The following is an 18,241-nucleotide window of genomic DNA, read 5'->3' as shown; positions in this document are numbered from 1 at the left end:
GTGAGGAATAGTGGTTTCCCCGAGGATATCATGGCGTGCGCGAAAATATTTCCATATTTGTTATAGTGGCCGGTTTGCACTAGCTTTTCGACATGCCGGCCGTGTAAATACCCGATTCACGACTTTCCATCCTATGGCCCCGACCCAAAACACAAACCGCATCGTCCACGCCTGCGTCGCCGGCGTCACCCTGCTCGTCTTCCTGCTCGACGCGTTCACGCCGCTCGGCTACGCGGAATGGGTCTTCTACATCGTCCCGGTGGCGCTGTGCACCCTGCAGAACAACCGCAACTTCGCGCTGGCAGTCGTGGCGGTGCTGATGCCAATGATGCTGGGCGGTTACTACCTGTCTCCGCCCGGTGCCGACCCGTTCGTGGCCATCTTCAACCGTTGCATGGCATTCGTGGTGGTGGCGGGCGTGGCTTATCTCTCCCGGACCGTGATCACCGAACGCGTGCGCGCCCAGCACCTGATGTGGCTGGAGCGCGGGCGCGCTGAAGTATCGCGCAACATGCTCGGGGAACTGACGGTGCAGCAGGTATCCGGCCAGATCCTGCAGGCGGTGGCGCGCTACGTCGACGCGCAAGTCGCGGTGCTGTACCGCGTGGTCGATGGCAAGCTCGAATGCGCGGCCTCATTCGGCCTCGATGAACCGTGCAGCGACCGTGAACTGGCGGCGGGCGCGGGCCTGGCGGGCGAGGTGGCAAAGAGCGGCCAGCCGCTCGTCGTGCGCGACCTGCCGCAGGGCTACCTGCGGATCGGTTCCGCGACCGCGGGCGGCGCGCCGGGGCAGGTGGTGATCGTTCCAGTGAGCAGCGGTGGCCATGTCTACGGGGTGATGGAGTTCGGCTTCCTGCGCCGCAGCGCGATGGACGAGGAAACCGAGCTGCTCGGCCTGATCTCATCCGCCGTCGCCAGCGCGCTGAAATCGGCGCAATACCGTGAAGACCTGCGCGCGCTGCTGGAACAGACCCAGCGCCAGGCCGAGGAACTGCAGACGCAGCAGGAAGAGCTGCGCGTCACCAACGAGGAACTCGAAGAGCAGAGCCGCGCGCTGATGGAGTCGCAGGCGATGCTGGAGAACCAGCAGGCGGAACTGGAGCAGACCAACCTGCAGCTGACCGCGCAGGCCGACCAGCTGGAGGCGCAGACGCGCGAGCTGCTGGGCGCCAAGGAGACGCTGGAGCACAGCGCGGCGGAGCTGGGCCGCGCGAACCAGTACAAGTCCGAGTTCCTCGCGAATATGTCGCATGAGCTGCGCACGCCGCTCAACAGCTCGCTGATCCTGTCGAAGATCCTGATGGATAACAAGAAGGGCACGCTGGACGAGGAGCAGGTACGCTACGCGCGCACGATCTACTCGTCCAACAACGAGCTGCTGGCGCTGATCAACGATATCCTGGACCTGTCCAAGATAGAGGCCGGCCACGCGGACGTGCAGCCGGAACCGGTCGCGATCTCGTCGGTGGTGGCCTCCCTGCGCGACATGTTCGAGCAGGTGGCCAAGGAGAAGTCGCTGGACTTCCGCATCGCCGTCAGCCCCGGCACGCCGGCCAGTATCGTCACCGACCGCCAGCGCCTGCAGCAGGTGCTCAAGAACCTGTTGTCGAACGCTTTCAAGTTCACCAGCGCCGGCGAAGTCACGCTGCAAATCTCGCGCGGCCAGGGCGACCGCCTGAAGTTCGCCGTGCGCGACACCGGCATCGGCATCGCGGAGCACCAGCAGGAGGTGATCTTCGAGGCATTCCGCCAGGCCGACGGCACCACCAGCCGCAAGTTCGGCGGCACCGGCCTGGGCCTGTCGATCTCGCGCGAGCTGGCCCGCCTGCTGGGCGGCGAGCTGCACGTCCAAAGCGCGCCCGGCGTGGGCAGCACCTTCACGCTCGAGATCGGGCTGGAGCTGTCGGCGCCGGAAGGCGCGGACGCGCATGCCGCAGCGCCGCTGCCGGTGTACGCCGCCGCGCCGCCGCAGGCCCGGACCGCCGTGAAGGACGAAGGGGCTGCCCCGCAGGCGCCCGCCGTGCCCGACGATCGCGACAACCGCTCGCGCGAGCGCCTGATCCTGGTGATCGAAGACGACCTCCACTTCTCGACGATCCTGTACGACCTGGCGCATGAACTGAACTTCGACTGCCTGGTCGCGAACAGTGGCGCCGAGGCAGTGCGCCTGGCGCGCGAGTACGCGCCGAGCGGCATCCTGCTCGACGTCGGCCTGCCGGACCAGTCCGGCCTGACCGTGCTGGAAGAGCTCAAGCGCGATTCGCGCACCCGCCATATCCCGATCCACATGATCTCGGTCGAGGACCACGTGCAGAAGGCGCTCGAGATGGGCGCGGTCGGCTACGCGTTCAAGCCGGTCGCGCGCGAAGAGCTGGTGGATGCGGTGTCGCGCCTTGAGCAGCGCTTGCAGCACCGGGCCCGCAAGGTGCTCGTGGTGGAGGACGACAGCACCCTGCGCGAGAACCTGGTGCTGCTGCTGGCAGCCGACGACATCGAGATCACGACTGCCGGCACCGCCGCGGAAGCGCTGGAGCTGGTGTCCGGCCGCACCTTCGACTGCGTGGTGCTGGACCTGAACCTGCCCGATTCGTCCGGCTACGAGCTGCTCGAAAAGATGGCCAGCGGCGGGCGCTACTCGTTCCCGCCGGTGATCGTGTACACCGGCCGCGTCATCACGCGCGAGGAAGAGCAGCAGCTGCGCCGCTACTCGCGCTCGATCATCATCAAGGGCGCGAAGTCGCCGGAGCGTCTGGTCGACGAGGTCACGCTGTTCCTGCACCGCGTCGAATCGTCGATCCCGCCCGACCAGCAGAAGCTGCTGCAGCAGGCGCGCCAGCGCGACGCCGGCTTCGAGGGCCGCCGCATCCTGCTGGTGGAGGACGACGTGCGCAACATCTTCGCGCTGACCAGCGTGTTCGAACCGCTGGGCGCGGAACTGAAGATTGCACGGAACGGACTGGAAGCGCTCAAGTCGCTGGAGCAGGATGGCGAGATGGACCTGGTGCTGATGGACCTGATGATGCCGGAAATGGACGGGCTGACCGCGATCCGCGAGATCCGCCGCGACCCGGCCAGGGCGCGCCTGCCGATCATCGCGCTGACCGCCAAGGCCATGTCGGACGACCGCCGCAACTGCATGGAAGCAGGAGCCAACGACTACATCGCCAAGCCGATCGACGTGGACAAGCTGCTGACCCTGTGCCGCGTGTGGATGCCGCGCCGCTGATCATGGACGAATTCGACCAGGACTTCGAGATCGAGCTGCGGCTGCTGCTGGAAGGCGTGTACCTGAAATACCAGCACGACTTCCGCCAGTATTCGGTCGCCTCGCTGCGCCGGCGCATCCTGTCGGCGATGCAGAAGTTCGACTGCGCCACCGTCTCGCAGCTGCAGGGACGCATCCTGCACGAGCCGGACGTGTTCGCGCAGATGCTGCAGTTCCTGACCGTGCAGGTGAGCGAGATGTTCCGCGACCCGGCCTACTTCAGGGCGATCCGCGAGCAGGTGGTGCCGGTGCTGCGCACCTACCCGTCGGTCAAGATCTGGATCGCGGGCTGCAGCACCGGCGAGGAGGTATGGTCGATGGCGATCCTGCTCGACGAGGAAGGCCTGCTCGAGCGCACGCTGATCTACGCCACCGACATCAACACCGAGTCGCTGGAGAAGGCTGAAAACGGCATCTATTCGCTGGAACGCATGCCGGATTTCATCCGGAACTACCAGGAGTCCGGCGGCACGGGATCGCTGGCCGACTATTTCACCGCCGACCAGAGCGAGGCGCTGTTCGACCGCCGCCTGAAGAAGCGCATGGTGTTCGCCGACCATAGCCTGGCGACCGACAGCGTGTTCTCGGAAACGCACCTGGTCTCGTGCCGCAATGTGCTGATCTACTTCCGTCCCGAACTGCAGGCGCGCGCGATCCAGCTGTTCTCCGAGTCGCTGGTGCACAAGGGCTTCCTCGGCCTTGGCACCAAGGAGACGCTGCGCTTCAACCGCCATGCCGACCTGTTCAATGACTTTGCGCCGGCCGAGCGCATCTACCAGCGGATATGAGCATGGGCCTCCCAAAGACAAACAGGACTTCCCTGATCGCCATCGGCGCTTCCGCCGGCGGCATCGAGGCGGTCAGCACGCTGCTGCGCGCGCTGCCGGCGGCGTTCGACATCCCGGTCGTGGTGGTGGTGCACTTGCCGCCCAACCGGCCAAGCCTGCTGCCGGAGCTGTTCGCCCGCCATTGCGCTCTGCCGGTCAGGGAGGCGCAGGACAAGGAGCCGCTGCAGGCGGGCACGGTGTACGTGGCCGCGCCCGACTACCATCTGATGATCGAGCCGGGCGGGATGCTGTCGCTGTCGTGCGACGCGCCGGTGTTGTTCTCGCGGCCTTCGCTGGACATGCTGTTCGAATCGGCCGCGCTGGCGTACCAGGAGTCCTTGCTGGCGATCGTGCTCACCGGCGCCAGTGCCGACGGTGCCGAAGGGCTGGCGACGGTACGCAGGCTGGGCGGCACCGGCTGGGTCCAGGAGCCGGAGGAGGCGCAAGCGAGTATCATGCCGCTCGCCGCGATCAAGAAGGCCGGAGCGGACCAGGTGCTGCGGCTGCATGACATGGCCGGCCTGTTGCCGGGCCTGATGGGCAGGGAGGAATAAGAATATGAAGAACACGACCGACATCATCAACGTCCTCGTCGTCGACGACGTGCCGCAGAACCTCATCGCGATCAACGCGCTGCTGGAGCGCCCTGGCCTGAATATCATCCAGGCCCGCTCCGGACACGAGGCGCTGGAAGTGCTGCTGGTGGAAGAGGTGGCGCTGGCGCTGATCGACGTGCAGATGCCGCACATGGACGGCTTCGAGCTGGCCGAGCTGATGCGCGGCAGCGAGCGCACCCGCACCGTGCCCCTGATCTTCCTGACCGCCGGTGCGCGCGAAAAGAACACCTGGTTCCGCGGCTACGAGGCCGGCGCCGTCGACTTCCTGTACAAGCCGATCGACGAGACCATCCTGCGCAGCAAGGTGAACGTTTTCGTCGACCTGTTCTCCAAGGAGCGCCAGCTGTCGCGTCAGCTCGACGAGCTGAAGTCGGCGCTGGCGCTGAACGAGCTGTTCGTGGCCGTGCTCGGTCACGACCTGCGCAATCCCCTGTCGGCTGTCCTGAACGGCGCGGAGCTGATGGCGCGCGTGTCTGCCGATCCGGTGGTCGCATCGACGGCCGCGCGCATCAAATCGAGCGGCCTGCGCATGACGGGCATGGTGGAGCAGCTGCTGGACGTGGCGCGCATCCGCGCCGGCGGCATGGAGCTGCGGCGCGAGCGCACCAACGTGGATTTGCTGTGCCGCACGATCATCGACGAGCTGGCGGCCGCGCACGGCCATGCCAACGTCCAGGTCAGCTGCGCCGGCAATACACATGTGGATGCGGACCCGGGCCGCATGGCCCAGGTGCTGTCCAACCTGGTCTCGAACGCGTTGCAGCACGGCGCGCCCCGGCAGCCGGTCGAGGTGGACGTGGACGGCACGTCCCCCGATGCCCTGCACATCCGCATCCGCAACGGTGGCGCGATTCCGTGCGACGCCCTGCCCACCATCTTCCAGCCCTTCCTCAGCCGGCAGTCGATGAACGGGCCGCAGCAGGGCCTGGGCCTCGGCCTGTACATCGTCAAGATGTTCGTCGAAGGCCATGGCGGCACGGTCAGCGTGGCGGCCAGCGAGGGCCTTACCACGTTCACGGTGTCGCTCCCGCGCAGCGCTGCACAACAAGAGGGACCCTCCCTGCGCGGCGGTCCGCAACCCCTGGCCGTGCAGGCGGAGTAGGCGGCACCGACCGAGAGCGCCGTTCAGGCCTCGTCCGGCGGCGGGTAGGTGATCGACGTCCCATCCACCCGGGCGAACGGGGTCAGCGTGTGCCGCTTGCGCCCTTTGGGTCCGATGATGTGCTCAACGGTGTAGCCGCGCACGAGCAGCGCGTCCCCCACCATCGAGCGGTGGCAGCGCCATGGCACCGCTTCCGCGCACATCAGGGTGCAGCGCTGGCGCTGCGCCAGCGCCATCAGCTTGTCCAGTCCCTGTGCGAATTGCGCCGATTGCATGTGGTCCGCATAGCCGCGGAACGACTTGTTGCGCCATCCGCTGTTGGTGAGCATGTCGGCCCTGGCGTGGCGCAGGCCGCCCAGCTCTTCGATATAACAGTAATTGATGCCGGCCCGCGCCAGCGAATGCGGCAGCTGGTCCTGGCCGAACTGGGGATTGTGGCGCGACTTGGGCACGGTGCGGATATCGACCACGCACTGCACCTCGTTAGCGGACAGCAGCGCGATGAAGTCCTCGAGCGGGCGGTTCGAGTGCCCGATCGTGCAGACCAGTGTGGCGGGAGGAACCGGGGCGGACATGGTCACGGCATCTCAGGGAAGGCAGGGAATGCCGTTCATTCTAGGGACGTGACATGGCGCGGACCGTGCGCCAGCGAACCGTCGGGCAGCCCGGCGCTATTCCTTGTCGATGATGCGGTACACATCGCCCGCGGTGGCGCCGGCATCGTGCTTGCGGGCGCGCAGGTCGCGGTACACGGCGGCGCGCATGACCAGCATCGACACCACCGGCGCCGTCATCAGCAGGAAGCCGGCGATGACGACCTCGTGGATCACCAGCCGCGACTGGGCCGCCGTAAAGTACACCATCGAAGCGGCCAGCAGGAAGCCGGCGCCCAGCGTGATGGTGATGGCCGGGCCATGGATGCGCTGGTAGAAGGTGCGCAGGCGCAGCAGGCCAAGTGTGCCGATCAGGACGATGCTGCCGCCCGCGACCAGCAGGAGCGCCACCACGATGGCGGCAACCGGATGCAGTTCGTTCATTCGATGATCTCCCCTCGTATCAGGAACTTGGTCAGCGCGACCGTCGACACGAAACCGGTCAGGCCGATCAGCATGGCGAATTCGAAGTACACCTGGGTGCCGTAGCGGATCCCCAGCACGATCGCCAGCAGCATCCCGCTCATCCACAGGGTATCGAGGGCGAGGACGCGGTCGTGCGCGGAGGGGCCGACCAGCAGCCGCAGGGCGCAGCAGCCCATCCCCACCAGCACGCATACCAGCGCGTATAGCGCGGTCCATTCAAGTAGTGTCGCCATCGGGGGCCTCCTGTTCAAAGATTGCGATCAGCGGTTGTTCGTAGCGCGTCTGGATGGTCTCGATCCACCACTGTTCGTCATGCAGGTCGAACACGTGCAGCGCCAGTTCGTGGCGGTCGGGGAAGACCTCGACCCAGACGGTGCCCGGTGTCATGTTGATGAGGCAGGACAGCATCGCCATGCCGTACGGGTCGCGGATGGTCAGCGGAACCCGGATGAACTGCGAGTTCACCTCGCGATAGTCGCCGGCCAGGATGACGCGGCATACGTTGAAGGTGGAGCGGATCACCTCCACCAGCGCCATGCCCAGCAAGCGCATGAACGTGCCCGGCGCGCGCATGCGCGGATAGCCCAGCGGCTGCAGGCGGCGCGTGAGCAGCGGCAGGGCGATGCCGAGGACCGCGCCGAGCAGCAGGTCGGCCGGCGCCACGCTCTGGTTGAGCAGGAGCCAGAGCGCGGCCAGGCAGAGCGACACGACCGGGTTGGGAAGCCAGCGCATCATGGCGCATATCCTTTGCTGACGGGGCCGGGGACGGATGGCGCGATCAGCACGCGCTCGATGTACGCCTGCGGGCGGTGCAGGTCGTCGCTGGCGCGCGCAAGATAGGAGAACACGGGCGCAGCCTGCACCGTCATCAGCACCAGCACCAAAATCAGCAGGCTGACCGGCGCGATCTCGGACAGGTGCATCCGGGGCGGCAGCGCCACGCCCGAGGCCCAGAAGGTGCGCACGCCGAAGCGCATCATCGATATCACGGCCACCAGGCCGGAGGCGAACACCACTCCCATCAGCGTCCAGCCGGCCGGTCCCAGCAGGGCTTCGCCGTCGGCCGGGTTGAGCAGCGCGTGGAACAGCGCGAACTTGGCGACGAAGCCGGATAGCGGCGGCAGCCCTGCAATCATCAGCGCGCAGGCAGTGAAGGCCAGCGCCAGGAAGGCCATCGCGGCGGGAACGCCCTTGCCGACCGGCTCGTCGGGCTTGTCCTCGATCGCGAACGCTTCCATCGTCAACGCCAGCAGCGCGCTGCGCGGGGTGCGGATGCGGTCCACCAGTTCGATCAGCAGCATGAACGCGGCAATCGCCAGGGTCGATCCGAGCAGGTAGTACATCCCCGCCACCACCAGCGACGGCTGGCCGTAGCCCGCCACCGCCAGCAGGGTGCCGGACGAGACGATCGCGGCGTAGCCGGCCATGCGGCCCGAGGTATCGGTGGACAGCATTCCCCCGGCGCCGAACACGATGGTCGCCATGCCGCCCCACAGCAGCGCGTCGTAGCCGAAGCCAGCGCCACCGGCGCCGGCCGGGAACACGAGTAGCCACAGGCGCAGGATCACGTAGGGGCCGACCTTGGTCATCAGCACCAGCATCGCGGCCACGGGCGGCGACGCCGCTGCATAGGTGGTCGGCAGCCAGAAGCCCAGCGGCCACATCGCCCCCTTGACCAGGAAGGCCAGCGCCAGGATGGAAAAGCCCAGCTGCAGCATCGGCACGTCGGCCGGACCCAGGGTCGCGGCCACGCGCGCCAGGTCGGCCATGTTGAGCGTGCCCGCGGTGGCGTAGATCAGCGCGGTACCGACCAGGAACATCAGCGAGGCGGCCAGGTTCACCGCGATGTATTGCAGGCTCGCGCGCAGGCGCTCGGCGTTGTAGCCGTGCAGGACCAGACCGTAGGACGACGCCAGCATCACCTCGAAGAACACGAACAGGTTGAACAGGTCGTGCGTGAGGAAGGCGCCGTTGATCCCCATCAGCAGGAACTGGAACAGGGCGTGGAACTGCACGCCGATGCGGCTCCAGCGCGGCCGCGCATAGTACAGCGCGGCGGCCGCCAGCAGCGCGGTCAGCAGCAGCATGAGCGCGGACAGGCGGTCGGCCACCAGCGCGATCCCGAACGGCGCCGACCAGTTGGCGGCGAGGTAGACACCGATGCCCTCGTTCCAGTAGCCGCCGTCGGTCTGCACCACCAGCGCGACCGCGGTGGCGAGCAGGCCGAGGACAGACCCCATGCTGAGCGCGAACTTCAACCCGTGGCGCGCCTGGTCGAGCGGCACCAGCAGCGCACCGCACACCAGCGGCAGCAGCACCGGCACGGCAATCAGGTGATCGGTCCAGTGCAGGCTCATACTTCCGGCTCCTCGCCGTCCACATGGTCGGTGCCGGTCAGGCCGCGCGCGCCGATCATCACGACCAGGTACAGCGCGGTGGTGGCAAAGCCGATCACGATCGCGGTCAGCACCAGCGCCTGGGGCAGCGGGTCGGCCAGCGCTGCCGGGTCGGGCGCGGCGCCGGGGGGCGTCAGCGGAGGGCGGTCGATCCACAGCCGGCCCATGATGAAGATGAACAGGTTGACGGCGTACGACATCAGCATCAGCCCGGTCAGCACCTGGAAGCTGCGCGGACGCAGCAACAGCCAGATGCCCGATCCGAACACGACGCCGATGCCCAGTGCGATCACGGCTTCCATTACTGGATCTCCCTCTGCGGGGCGGTGGGCCGCCCGGAACTGGCGCTGCGGTGGCTGCGCAGCGACTGGTGCGCCAGCGCGACCAGGATCAGCATCGTCGACCCGACCACCACCATGAACACCCCGATGTCGAACAGGAAGGCGCTGGGCAGGTGTACCTCCCCCAGCAGCGGCAGCGCGAGGTGCGCGGTATGGCTGGTCAGGAAGGGGTAGCCGAACAGCCAGGCGGCCAGGCCGGTTCCGCCGGCGCCGAGCAGGCCGAATGCGATCCAGCGGTGCGGCCGCAGTTCGACATGCATCTCGACCCAGTTGGTCCCGGCGATCATGTACTGCACGATCATCGCGGTGGCGAAGATCAGGCCCGCCACGAAGCCGCCGCCGGGCAGGTTATGCCCGCGCATGAAGAAGAAAACGGTGATCATGCCCATGAACGGCAGCAGGAAGCGCAGGTACACGGCGGGCACCATCAGGTAGCCGCGCGCCGCCTGCAGCGCGGCCGGCTGCGCGGCGGCCGGGTCGACGTCGGTGTCCTGCTGGATCGGGATCGCGATGCTCTCGGCGGCCGGGCGGAAGCGACGCAGCAGCGCGTACACCGTGAGCGCGACCGCCGACAGCACCGTGATCTCGCCGAGCGTGTCGAAGCCGCGGAAGTCCACCAGCAACACGTTGACGACGTTCGCGCCGCCGCCCTCGGGCAGAGCGCGCGTGACGAAAAATCCGGAGATGGTGTCGGGCGGATTGCGGGTAAGTACCGCATAGCTGATGGCGGCAAGCCCAAGACCGCCGGCGGCCGCCACCATCCCGTCGCGCGCGCGGCGCAGCCAGGCGCTCGGCGGGATGTGCGGATTCAGGCCGGCTGGGGGGAAGCGCGGCGGCAGCCAGCGCAGGCCCAGCAGGATCAGCACGGTCGTTACCGTCTCGACCATCAGCTGGGTCAGCGCCAGGTCCGGGGCGGACAGCCACAGGAAGGTCAGGCTGGTGACCACGCCGACGCCGCCGACCAGGATCAGCGCCACGAGGCGGTGGTACTTGGCCTGCCAGGCCGCGCTGACCGCGCACCCGGCGCCGATCAGCCACAGCAGCGCGAACAGCGGGTCGAGGTCGGACACGTGCATGCGCGTCCACACCGGCAGCGGCTGCACCACCAGCAGCGGCACCGCGACCATGGCTGCGGCCAGCACGAGCAGCTGCGGCTGCAGGCGGCGGGTGGCCGTCAGGCGCAGCAGCCAGGTCGCCGACAGCGACAGCCCGAGCATGCTGTTCTCGTAGATCTGGGCGCCGTTGATCCGGTACAGGACGGGCACACGGTCGCGTTCGCGCAAGTTGAAGCGGCGCCGCAGCATGATATAGAACAGCACTCCGCCGAGCAGCGCGATCGCGCTCATCAGCAAGGCCGGGCTGACGCCGTGCCAGAGCTGCAGGTCGTAGTCCGGGGTGGCCGGCCCCAGCACCGCGTGCGCGGCCACCTGCAACACGTCGCCCACCGTCCGTTGCGGCATCACGCCGACCGCGATACACAGCAGCACCAGGCACTCGACCGGAAAGCGCATCCAGCGCGGCGGTTCGTGCGGATGCTTGGGCAGGCCGGTGGCCAGGCGCCCGAAGAACACGCTGATAAAGCGCAGCGAATAGGCCACGCTGAAGATCCCCATCAGCACTGCCGCGGTGGCCAGGCGCCAGTCGTCCGGGCCGCCCGCGTCCGCCGCCTCGGCAAAGAACATCTCCTTCGACAGGAAGCCGTTCAGCAGCGGCACCCCGGCCATGGCCGCGCTGGCCACGATCGCCAGTGCGGCCGTGCGCGGCATCGACTCGCGCAGGCCGCGCAGCACGCGCATGTCGCGCGTGCCGCTCTCATGGTCGATGATGCCGACTGCCATAAACAGCGAGGCCTTGAAGATCGCATGGTTAATCGTGTGGAAGATCGCGGCGACGACCGACAGCGCGGTGCCAAGGCTCAGCAGGATGACGATCAGGCCCAGGTGGCTGATCGTCGAGTAGGCGAGCAGGCCCTTCATGTCGTTCTGGTAGATCGCGAAGAACGAGCCGACCAGCAGCGTGCACACGCCCGACACGCCCAGGATCCACGACCATTCGTCGCTGCCGGACAGGGCCGGCCACAGGCGGAGCAGCAGGAACACGCCGGCCTTGACCATCGTGGCCGAGTGCAGGAAGGCCGACACCGGCGTGGGCGCGGCCATCGCATGCGGCAGCCAGAAGTGGAAGGGGAACTGCGCGCTCTTCGTCAGTGCGCCCAGCAGGATCAGCACCAGCGCCGGCACATACAGGCCGTGCGCGCGGATCGCGTCGCCGGAAGCCAGCACCACTTCCAGGTCGTAGCTGCCGGCGATGCGGCCGAGGACCAGCACGCCGGCCAGCAGGCACAGGCCGCCGGCGGTAGTGACGGTGAGCGCCATGCGGGCGCCGCGCCGCGCATCGATGCGGTTCTGCCAGTAGCCGATCAGCAGGAACGAGGTGAGGCTGGTCAGCTCCCAGAACAGCACCAGCTGGATCAGGTTCCCCGACAGGACCACGCCCAGCATGGACCCCATGAACGCCATCATGTAGGCGAAGAAGCGCGCCACCGGATCGTGGCGCGACATGTAGTAGCGGGCATACAGCAGCACCAGCATGCCGATGCCGAGCACCATCACGGTGAACACCCACGCCAGGCCGTCCATGCGCAACACGAAATCGAGCCCGTAGGCCGGCAGCCACAGGTAGCGTTCGGCCAGCACCTCGCCGCGCTCGATACGGTCGAACTGCGTCACCGCGAGCACCAATCCGACCAGGGTCGCCGCGCCCGCGGCCAGCGCGGGGCGGTTGCGCGAACCGATCGGCATGCAGGCGGCAAGCAGCGCGCCGGCGAACAGCAATAGGAGCAGCGTCAGCAGCATGGACACTCCATTGCGCGGGAACACCGGGCAGGCGCGGGCAGCCGATCCGCGCCTGATGCCGCAGGCAGCGCCGTGCAAGGCCTCGTTGCGTCATCCATGTTCGTGCCCACGCAGGCCTCCACAGAGCTGAGATAGCACGACTTTACTATTTCTACACAGCACGCGCCAATTCATTACCCCGCGGACCGCTGCGTGTGCGCCAACGCACCAACCGCAGGCGGCAGCGGTGGTACGGTTTCATTTCGAGAAAGGAGCACACCATGCCAACCGGATCCAGCCCGAAACGCGAACGCGAATACAAGGAACTGAAGGAAGAGTTCAAGAAGGAGCACCGCTACCCCGGCCGTGAGGAAGAGGTCGCAGCGCGCATCGTCAACAAGCAACGCGCCGAGCACGGCGAAACCAAGGACGCGAAGAAGAAGTAACGCGCGACGGGCCGGACATGGGTCCGGCCTGCGCCCGTGAATTGCCGTCGCCCGCATCCCGGCCGTCCGGCTGCGCGCGGCGGCGCTCTCGCGTCCGAAAACATTGTCACTATATTTGCGACTGGCTGGGCATTCCCGGCGAAGCGTGTACGGATGAGCCCGCCTGCCGTGGCATACTTTGCAGCAAGAAGCGGTGAATGGGCGTATAGTTTCGTGTCGCAAAAGCACAGTGAGTCAATGAGCAACCCATCCGAACAACCAGTATTGCGGCGCACGGCGTCCATGTCCCACGAGCACAAGTTCGAGCTGCTCGTGGCGGGCATTCGCGACTATGCCATCTACATGCTGGACACCGATGGCTACGTCAGCAGCTGGAACGCGGGCGCCGAACGGTTCAAGGGCTACAAGAAGGACGAGGTGCTCGGCACCCACTTCTCGCGCTTTTACACCGGCGAAGACCAGGCCGCCAACCTGCCCGCGCTTGCCCTGCAGACCGCACTGACCGAAGGGAAATTTGAAAGCGAAGGCTGGCGCGTGCGCAAGGACGGCACGCGCTTCTGGGCCAGCGTGCTGCTGGACCGCGTGCTCGATGCCGACGGCAACCTGGTCGGCTTTGCCAAGATCACCCGCGACATCACCGAACGCAAGCGCATGCAGGAAGAGCTGCAGGCAAGCGAGCAGCGCTTCCGCATCCTGGTACAGGGCGTGACCGACTACGCCATCTACATGCTGTCGCCCACCGGCGACGTGACCAACTGGAACGCCGGCGCGGAACGCATCAAGGGCTACAAATCTTACGAGGTGCTGGGCCAGAATTTCGCGCGCTTCTACACCGAGGAGGACCGCAATGCGGGCACGCCGCAACGGGCGCTCGAGACCGCAGCGCGCGAGGGCCGCTTCGAGGCCGAAGGCTGGCGCGTGCGCAGGGACGGCACCCGCTTTTTTGCGCACGTGGTCATCGACGCGCTGCGCAGCGAGACCGGGGACCTGATCGGCTTTGCCAAGATCACCCGCGACATTACCGAACGGCGCAAGGCGGCCGAGTCGCTGGAGCAGACCCGCGCCGCGCTGTTCCAGGCGCAGAAGATGGAAGCGATCGGCCAGCTGACCGGCGGCATCGCGCACGATTTCAACAACCTGCTGCACGTGCTGATGAGCGGGCTCGACGTGCTGTCGGTGCAGGCGCCGCAATCGAGCGCGGTGCTCGACACTATGCGCCGCGCGGTCGACCGCGGCGCCACCATGACGCAGCAGCTGCTTGCCTTCGCGCGCCAGCAGCCGCTGGCGCCAAGGCTGTGCGACGTCAACCAGCTGATCACCGGCTTCGAACCGGTGATGCGCGGGGCGCTGACCTCGGCCATCAAGTTCGACATGGACCTGGCCGACGCAATCTGGCCGGTGATGGTGGACGAGGCGCGCCTCGAGGCCGCCCTGCTGAACCTGGTCGTCAACGCGCGCGACGCCATGCCGGACGGCGGACGGCTCGGCCTTGCCACCTCCAACGTCACGCTCGGCCCGAACGAGGCGGGCACGCTGCAGCCGGCGCGCTACGTCCGCATCTGCATTTCCGACACCGGTGTCGGCATGTCCGCCGAGACCCGGCGCAAGGCCTTCGAGCCGTTCTACTCCACCAAGGACGTGGGCAAGGGCACGGGCCTCGGCCTGTCGCAGGTGCACGGCTTCATGGTGCAGTCCGGCGGCGAGGTGGTGCTCAAGAGCGAGGAAGGCCAGGGCACGTCGGTCGAACTGTACTTCCCCGCCGCCTCCACCTGACGCGCGGCGCGCGCCGCCGCCTTTCGAACGATCCCATGCTGAAAACACCCGCTTCGTTTATCCCGTTGATGGCGCCGGTGGAGCACGCCGACCCGCTCACGCTCGTCTTCTCGGACGGCCGCGTGCTGGTGCACGAACCCGACCTGTCCTTCGCCAGCGAGGACGCGGTGGCGCAGCTGGCGCTGCCGCCCGGCCGCTTCCACGCCGTCGGACTGCATGAGGGCCGCTATGTGCGCGCGGCCTGGGCCGACAGCGGCGCGCAAGCGCCGGCTGGGCATGCGTTCCGCGGCTTGCGCTCGATGTTCGGCAGCGTGGACGACGAGCTGCTGGGCCTTGCCGGCCGCGCCGGCCAGATCGTGGAATGGGCGCGCACCCACCGCTTCTGCGGCGCCTGCGGCAAGCCGACCGAATTTTCCGCCAGCGAGCGCAGCGCAAGGTGCGGCTGCGGCCATCTGGCCTATCCGCGCATCTCGCCGGCCATGATGGTCCTGATCCGCAAGGGCGACTCAGTGCTGCTGGCCATGCACGTGCACTCGCCTTCCAAGCGCTACACGCCGCTCGCGGGATTCCTCGAAGCGGGCGAATCGGTGGAGGAAGCGGTGCATCGCGAGGTGCACGAGGAAGTGGGCCTGCGCGTGCACAACCTGCGCTACTTCGGCAGCCAGTCGTGGCCGTTCCCGCATTCGCTCATGCTGGCCTTTACCGCCGACTACCTCGATGGCGAGATCCGCCTCGATACGGCCGAGATCTCCGATGCGCGCTGGTTCGGCCCGGACGACGAATGGCCCGAGCCGATCACGCAGTTCTCCATCTCCGCCATGCTGGTCGATGCGCACCGGCCGGGGACTGTCCAGGACGACCGCTGAGCGGACAAGGCCGTCCCGCACATAAAAAGCTGGGGACGGTCCCTTGCAGGGACAGTCCCCTGTAGTCCCCTTAGACCCGCTGGGGCACGGGCTCGGCGTCCTTGGGCTTGCTGCCGGTACCGCGCATATTGACCAGCCTCTGGAACAGGTCGAACCAGAACGGCGCGCCGAACATGCTGCTGGCCGCAGTCAGCAGCCACCCGGCCACCTGCACCAGGAAGGCCGAGTCCAGGCGCGGCGGGAACTCCGCCCAGCCCACCGGCAGCGTGCGCAGCGCGGCCAGCGCATCGCCGTTGACCGAAGCTTCCGGCAGCTTGAGCTGCGCGGCCAGCGTCGGCTGCTGCCACAGGGTGCTGAACAGGTGGATGCTGTCGATGTTGAAGGTGACTGCGATCGTCAGCGAGATCAGCAGGCTGATCATCGCCGAGCGGCGCTTGTAGCTGCCGGAGACGCGCTCCATGGTGTTGTCGAACCAGTTGGCCAGGTATTGCTGGAAGCGCTCCATGTTGCCGTCCGCGCGCAGGTACATGCTTTGCAGCGCGTTGCGCACCTGCGGGTCTTCCAGCGCGTCGATGTCGCTGCGCAGTTGCTCCCAGTTGTTCGGCACGCTCTGGATGATGTCGACCAGCGCCATCGCGAAGTGCTTGGGCGAGATGTACGAGGGCTTGTTCTCCAGCGCCGACTGCACCGGCGCCATACCGTCGTCGCGCGGATTGACCAGCGCATGCGCGTACAGGTCCCGCGCCAGCCGGGTGAACCCGGGATCGTTGAACATCGCCTTGACGGCGGTGAGCAGGGTGCGGGCGCGCAGGCGCAGGGCCGACGCGATCGCTTCCTGGATGGTGGTGACCAGCAGGCCAACGAAGGCATAGCAGAACGTCATGCCGATGGCCACTTCGAGAACGGTGCTTCCGAACATGGCGGTCTCCCGGAGCGTTGATAGTTTCACCATAGTCCTGTGCGGCCGGGCTAGCTGTCCTTACATCAAACCTTCCTTCATTCAACAGGAAGCGGGGATTTCTATATACTGTCGTCCCGACTGATTTTTTTGGTAGCTCCTACTTATGTCCAACGACGCATTCACCGAAAACGACTGGCGCCGCCTGATCGAGAGCCTGGGCGAAAATCCGGACCGCGCCGGCCTGCACGAGACGCCGTCGCGCGTGGCCAAGGCGTGGAAGCACTGGACGTCGGGCTACCACATGGACCCGGTGGAACTGCTGAAGGCGTTCGAAGACGGCGCGGAGCAGTACAACGAACTGATCGTCGTGCGCGGCATTCCCGTGTACAGCCATTGCGAGCACCACCTGGCGCCGTTCTTCGGCAAGGCGACCATCGGTTATCTGCCGAACGGCAAGATCGTCGGCCTGTCCAAGCTGACCCGCCTGGTGGACTGCTTCGCCAAGCGCCTGCAGGTGCAGGAGCGCATGACCATCCAGATCGCCGAAGCCCTGATGAGCGCGCTCGAGCCGAAGGCGGTCGGCGTGGTGGTCAAGTGCCGCCACATGTGCATGGAAAGCCGCGGCATCCGCACGCCGGGCGAAGAAACCATCACCTCCGCCATGCTGGGCGAACTGCAGCCGAACCTGGCGCTGCGCACCGAGTTCCTCGCCCTCGCGCGCGACTAAGACCCGGGGGACCGTCCCCGTTCAGCGGAACTTGCGGGCCATGTGCGCGCTCCAAGCCTATTTGGAGCAGCCATGGCCGCACCTCTCACTCCCGAGCAATTCGCCCCCGCCCGCGCCCTGCTGGAGGGTGCGCGCCGCCGTACCCGTCCGCGTGTCCACGACCTCATCAACGTGTTCGAGGCCGTCATGTACCTGCTCGAGACGGGCATTCCCTGGCGCAGCCTGCCTCCCCACTTCCCGCCCTGGCGCACGGTCCACGAGTACTTCACCCAGTGGACGATGGGCAGGGATGGCGACAGGACCCTGCTGGAACGCGCCATGGAGCTGGCCGGGCAGCAGGAACTGATCCCCCGGCTGCGTACCCGGCTCGGCGCCGCGCCGGCTGGCGAAGGCGCGTACGGTTGAGCACGATTCAACCCAGCATTTTTTTAGTTAAGGTAATGTTATGGCATGTTTGAAAACATTAACCATTCGTTATTTTCCCTGATGCATGCCGGACCGGGGCTGCATGGCCCGCGCCTGATGCTCGCGGTGGCCGCGGCCGAGTGGCTGATCATGCTGGTGCCGACGATGCTGGCGTTAATGTGGTTGCGCGGCACGCCGGAAGTCCGCGCCGTCGCGATGCGCGCAGCGCTCGCTGTTGCCTTTGCGCTGTTGGCGAATGGGATCGTCGCGCTGGTGTGGTTCAGCCAGCGGCCGTTCGTGGTGGGGCTTGCGGAAAATATCCTGCAGCATGATGGGGACAGTTCGTTCCCGAGCGATCACGCCACGATCATGTTCACCATGGCGTTCGTGCTGCTGTCGTCCGTCCACACCCGTGCGCTCGGCCTGTGGATGCTGCTGGCAGCGCTGGCGACCGCATGGGCCCGGGTGTATGTGGGTGTTCACTTCCCGCTGGACATGGCAGGGGCGCTGCTCATGGCGCTGGGCGTGGCGGCATTGTCGACCCAGCCGCAGGCCCGCGGCGCGGTGAAAGCGGTGCTGGCGCTGACCATTCCCGTGTATCAGCGCCTGTTCAGCCTGGCGATCCGCCGGGGCTGGGCGCGGCCGTAGGCCGGCCGGCCCTT

General features: G+C 67.0%; 18 protein-coding genes. 10 read left to right on the top strand and 8 right to left on the bottom strand.

The window, feature by feature from the left end:
• The first annotated feature begins 133 nt into the window (after positions 1-133).
• From ACFSQR_RS00265 to ACFSQR_RS00250, 4 genes are read left to right on the top strand one after another with little or no spacing between them, the layout of a single operon-like run.
• Positions 134-3,226, top strand: coding sequence for a response regulator (locus tag ACFSQR_RS00265; RefSeq protein ID WP_377726718.1), 3,093 nt, complete (start codon positions 134-136; stop codon positions 3,224-3,226).
• A gap of 2 nt (positions 3,227-3,228) precedes the next feature.
• A complete protein-coding gene (locus ACFSQR_RS00260; RefSeq protein WP_377726716.1) occupies positions 3,229-4,053 on the top strand; it encodes a CheR family methyltransferase in 825 nt (274 codons plus the stop codon).
• A 2-nt stretch (positions 4,054-4,055) separates the two neighbouring features.
• The gene (locus ACFSQR_RS00255; RefSeq protein WP_377726714.1) at positions 4,056-4,646 is read left to right on the top strand and encodes a chemotaxis protein CheB; all 591 of its coding nucleotides are present in this window, start codon (positions 4,056-4,058) and stop codon (positions 4,644-4,646) included.
• Between the two features lie 4 nt (positions 4,647-4,650).
• Positions 4,651-5,811, top strand: a complete 1,161-nt coding sequence (locus ACFSQR_RS00250) for a response regulator (protein ID WP_377726712.1) — start codon at positions 4,651-4,653, stop codon at positions 5,809-5,811.
• Positions 5,812-5,834: 23 nt separating this feature from the next.
• Here ACFSQR_RS00250 and ACFSQR_RS00245 read toward each other — a convergent pair whose 3' ends face one another.
• From ACFSQR_RS00245 to ACFSQR_RS00215, 7 genes are all read right to left on the bottom strand, one after another.
• Positions 5,835-6,386, bottom strand: a complete 552-nt coding sequence (locus tag ACFSQR_RS00245; protein WP_377728283.1) for a DUF488 family protein — start codon at positions 6,384-6,386, stop codon at positions 5,835-5,837.
• Between the two features lie 96 nt (positions 6,387-6,482).
• Positions 6,483-6,848: a monovalent cation/H(+) antiporter subunit G gene (gene mnhG, locus ACFSQR_RS00240; RefSeq protein WP_377726710.1), complete on the bottom strand. Its 366-nt coding sequence runs from the start codon at positions 6,846-6,848 to the stop codon at positions 6,483-6,485.
• Positions 6,845-7,123 carry a K+/H+ antiporter subunit F gene (locus ACFSQR_RS00235; RefSeq protein ID WP_377726708.1) on the bottom strand — a complete coding sequence of 93 codons (279 nt, stop codon included), beginning with the start codon at positions 7,121-7,123 and terminating at the stop codon, positions 6,845-6,847. The genes mnhG and ACFSQR_RS00235 overlap by 4 nt, the downstream gene beginning before the upstream one ends.
• The gene (locus tag ACFSQR_RS00230) at positions 7,107-7,625 is read right to left on the bottom strand and encodes a Na+/H+ antiporter subunit E (protein WP_377726706.1); all 519 of its coding nucleotides are present in this window, start codon (positions 7,623-7,625) and stop codon (positions 7,107-7,109) included. The genes ACFSQR_RS00235 and ACFSQR_RS00230 overlap by 17 nt, the downstream gene beginning before the upstream one ends.
• The gene (locus ACFSQR_RS00225; RefSeq protein WP_377726704.1) at positions 7,622-9,247 is read right to left on the bottom strand and encodes a monovalent cation/H+ antiporter subunit D; all 1,626 of its coding nucleotides are present in this window, start codon (positions 9,245-9,247) and stop codon (positions 7,622-7,624) included. Before ACFSQR_RS00225 ends, ACFSQR_RS00230 begins: the two co-directional genes overlap by 4 nt.
• Entirely contained in the window at positions 9,244-9,588 is a 345-nt protein-coding gene (locus tag ACFSQR_RS00220) for a Na+/H+ antiporter subunit C (protein WP_377726702.1), read from the bottom strand. Before ACFSQR_RS00220 ends, ACFSQR_RS00225 begins: the two co-directional genes overlap by 4 nt.
• Positions 9,588-12,482 carry a monovalent cation/H+ antiporter subunit A gene (locus ACFSQR_RS00215; protein ID WP_377726700.1) on the bottom strand — a complete coding sequence of 965 codons (2,895 nt, stop codon included), beginning with the start codon at positions 12,480-12,482 and terminating at the stop codon, positions 9,588-9,590. The genes ACFSQR_RS00220 and ACFSQR_RS00215 overlap by 1 nt, the downstream gene beginning before the upstream one ends.
• 260 nt (positions 12,483-12,742) lie before the next feature.
• On the opposite strand from ACFSQR_RS00215, the gene ACFSQR_RS00210 reads away from it, so the two are divergent.
• From ACFSQR_RS00210 to nudC, 3 genes are all read left to right on the top strand, one after another.
• The gene (locus ACFSQR_RS00210) at positions 12,743-12,907 is read left to right on the top strand and encodes a hypothetical protein (protein WP_377726698.1); all 165 of its coding nucleotides are present in this window, start codon (positions 12,743-12,745) and stop codon (positions 12,905-12,907) included.
• Between the two features lie 237 nt (positions 12,908-13,144).
• Positions 13,145-14,680 carry a PAS domain S-box protein gene (locus tag ACFSQR_RS00205; RefSeq protein WP_377726696.1) on the top strand — a complete coding sequence of 512 codons (1,536 nt, stop codon included), beginning with the start codon at positions 13,145-13,147 and terminating at the stop codon, positions 14,678-14,680.
• A 35-nt stretch (positions 14,681-14,715) separates the two neighbouring features.
• Positions 14,716-15,546 carry an NAD(+) diphosphatase gene (gene nudC, locus ACFSQR_RS00200; RefSeq protein ID WP_377726694.1) on the top strand — a complete coding sequence of 277 codons (831 nt, stop codon included), beginning with the start codon at positions 14,716-14,718 and terminating at the stop codon, positions 15,544-15,546.
• A 70-nt stretch (positions 15,547-15,616) separates the two neighbouring features.
• Here the strand turns inward: nudC and ACFSQR_RS00195 are convergent, their stop codons facing one another.
• Positions 15,617-16,465, bottom strand: a complete 849-nt coding sequence (locus ACFSQR_RS00195; RefSeq protein ID WP_377726692.1) for a hypothetical protein — start codon at positions 16,463-16,465, stop codon at positions 15,617-15,619.
• A gap of 145 nt (positions 16,466-16,610) precedes the next feature.
• Here ACFSQR_RS00195 and folE point away from each other — a divergent pair, with 145 nt between their 5' ends.
• The 3 genes from folE (at position 16,611) to ACFSQR_RS00180 (ending at position 18,227) form a co-directional block, all read left to right on the top strand.
• A complete protein-coding gene (folE, locus tag ACFSQR_RS00190; RefSeq protein WP_377726690.1) occupies positions 16,611-17,174 on the top strand; it encodes a GTP cyclohydrolase I FolE in 564 nt (187 codons plus the stop codon).
• A gap of 72 nt (positions 17,175-17,246) precedes the next feature.
• Entirely contained in the window at positions 17,247-17,579 is a 333-nt protein-coding gene (locus tag ACFSQR_RS00185) for a transposase (protein ID WP_377726688.1), read from the top strand.
• A 45-nt stretch (positions 17,580-17,624) separates the two neighbouring features.
• A complete protein-coding gene (locus ACFSQR_RS00180; protein ID WP_377726686.1) occupies positions 17,625-18,227 on the top strand; it encodes a phosphatase PAP2 family protein in 603 nt (200 codons plus the stop codon).
• The last annotated feature ends 14 nt before the right edge of the window (positions 18,228-18,241 follow it).

It is taken from the genome of Pseudoduganella sp. GCM10020061, from assembly GCF_042683405.1.
Lineage (GTDB): Bacteria > Pseudomonadota > Gammaproteobacteria > Burkholderiales > Burkholderiaceae_D > Telluria.
The sequence above is the reverse complement of the archived record's forward strand: the minus strand, read 5'-3'. Positions and strand labels throughout refer to the sequence as shown.